This window comes from Streptomyces sp. NPDC002845 (assembly GCF_053591955.1).
Genome location: NZ_JBSFUU010000197.1, coordinates 1 through 2,835, shown reverse-complemented (window position 1 = coordinate 2,835; position 2,835 = coordinate 1). Strand labels below are relative to the sequence as shown.

The following is a 2,835-nucleotide window of genomic DNA, read 5'->3' as shown; positions in this document are numbered from 1 at the left end:
GAAGGACGTGACTAACGACGATATTCTAGGGGGAGCAGTAAGTACGCATTGATCCCTAGGTCTCCGAATGGGGAAACCCAGCTGCTACTAGCAGTTATTCATGAGTGAATACATAGCTCATGTAAAGGTAACGCAGAGAACTGAAACATCTAAGTACCTGCAGGAAGAGAAAGTAAAAACGATTTCGTAAGTAGCGGCGAGCGAACGCGAAGAAGGGCAAACCAAGAAGCTTGCTTCTTGGGGTTGTAGGACTGCAACGTGGACTTAAGCATTATAGTCGAATAACCTGGGAAGGTTAATCAAAGAGGGTAATAATCCCGTAGACGAAATAGCGCTTATACCTAGCAGTATCCTGAGTAGGGCTGGACACGCGAAATCCAGTTTGAATCCGGGAGGACCATCTCCCAACCCTAAATACTCCTTAGTGACCGATAGTGAACCAGTACCGTGAGGGAAAGGTGAAAAGAACCCCGAGAGGGGAGTGAAATAGCACCTGAAACCGTGTGCCTACAAGAAGTTCGAGCCCGTTAATGGGTGAGAGCGTGCCTTTTGTAGAATGAACCGGCGAGTTACGTTATGATGCGAGGTTAAGTTGAAGAGACGGAGCCGTAGGGAAACCGAGTCTGAATAGGGCGACTTAGTATCATGATGTAGACCCGAAACCTAGTGACCTATCCATGAGCAGGGTGAAGGTGTGGTAAGACGCACTGGAGGCCCGAACCAGGACACGTTGAAAAGTGTTTGGATGACTTGTGGATAGCGGAGAAATTCCAAACGAACTGGGAGATAGCTGGTTCTCTCCGAAATAGCTTTAGGGCTAGCGTCGAAATGTAAGTGTATTGGAGGTAGAGCACTGTTTGGGTGAGGGGTCCGTCTAGGATTACCAATCTCAGATAAACTCCGAATGCTAATACACATGTTCGGCAGTCAGACTGCGAGTGCTAAGATCCGTAGTCGAAAGGGAAACAGCCCAGACCAACAGCTAAGGTCCCAAAATATATGTTAAGTGGAAAAGGATGTGGGGTTGCACAGACAACTAGGATGTTAGCTCAGAAGCAGCTATCATTCAAAGAGTGCGTAATAGCTCACTAGTCGAGTGACCCTGCGCCGAAAATGTACCGGGGCTAAACATATTACCGAAGCTTTGGATTGATATTTTATCAATGGTAGGAGAGCGTTCTTAACCGCGATGAAGGTATACCGTGAGGAGTGCTGGAGCGTTAAGAAGTGAGAATGCCGGTATGAGTAGCGCAAGATAAGTGAGAATCTTATCCACCGTAAGACTAAGGTTTCCAGGGGAAGGCTCGTCCGCCCTGGGTTAGTCGGGACCTAAGGCGAGGCCGAAAGGCGTAGTCGATGGACAACTGGTTGATATTCCAGTACTAGATATGATCGTGATGGAGGGACGCAGTAGGCTAAGAGATGCCAGTTAATGGATTCTGGTCTAAGCAGTGAGGTGTGAGATGTGTCAAATGCATTTCTCTTTAACATTGAGCTGTGATGGGGAAGCAACTACGGTTGCGAACTCTCTGATGTCACACTGCCAAGAAAAGCTTCTAGCGTAAAGTCATATCTACCCGTACCGCAAACCGACACAGGTAGTCGAGGCGAGTAGCCTCAGGTGATCGAGAGAACTCTCGTTAAGGAACTCGGCAAAATAGCCCCGTAACTTCGGGAGAAGGGGTGCTGGTGTAAAAGCCAGCCGCAGTGAATAGGCCCAAGCAACTGTTTATCAAAAACACAGCTCTCTGCTAAACCGCAAGGTGATGTATAGGGGGTGACGCCTGCCCGGTGCTGGAAGGTTAAGAGGAGTGCTTAGACGTAAGTCGAAGGTATGAATTGAAGCCCCAGTAAACGGCGGCCGTAACTATAACGGTCCTAAGGTAGCGAAATTCCTTGTCGGGTAAGTTCCGACCCGCACGAAAGGCGTAATGATTTGGGCACTGTCTCAACGAGAGACTCGGTGAAATTTTAGTACCTGTGAAGATGCAGGTTACCCGCGACAGGACGGAAAGACCCCATGGAGCTTTACTGTAGTTTGATATTGAGTACCTGTAAGTCATGTACAGGATAGGTAGGAGCCATTGAAATAGGGACGCTAGTTTCTATTGAGGCGTTGTTGGGATACTACCCTTGACTTATGGTTACTCTAACCCGCTGGCATAATCGGCCAGGGAGACAGTGTCTGACGGACAGTTTGACTGGGGCGGTCGCCTCCTAAAGAGTAACGGAGGCGCTCAAAGGTTGGCTCAGATTGGTTGGAAATCAATCGTAGAGTGTAAAGGTAAAAGCCAGCTTGACTGCGAGAGCTACAACTCGAGCAGGTAGGAAACTAGGACTTAGTGATCCGGTGGTACCGCATGGAAGGGCCATCGCTCAACGGATAAAAGCTACCCTGGGGATAACAGGCTTATCTCCCCCAAGAGTTCACATCGACGGGGAGGTTTGGCACCTCGATGTCGGCTCGTCGCATCCTGGGGCTGTAGTCGGTCCCAAGGGTTGGGCTGTTCGCCCATTAAAGCGGCACGCGAGCTGGGTTCAGAACGTCGTGAGACAGTTCGGTCCCTATCCGTCGCGGGCGTAGGTAATTTGAGAGGATCTGTCCTTAGTACGAGAGGACCGGGATGGACTTACCGCTGGTGTACCAGTTGTTCCGCCAGGAGCACGGCTGGATAGCTATGTAGGGAAGGGATAAGCGCTGAAAGCATCTAAGTGCGAAGCCCACCTCAAGATGAGATTACCCATTCGTAAGAATTAAGAGCCCAGAGAGATGATCTGGTAGATAGGCTGGAAGTGGAAGAGTTGCGAGACTTGGAGCGGACCAGTACTAATCGC

General features: G+C 49.6%; 1 rRNA gene. It reads left to right on the top strand.

The annotated features are described in order from the left end of the window. A 23S ribosomal RNA gene (locus ACWD3C_RS48220) occupies positions 1–2,835 on the top strand; the annotation flags it as partial.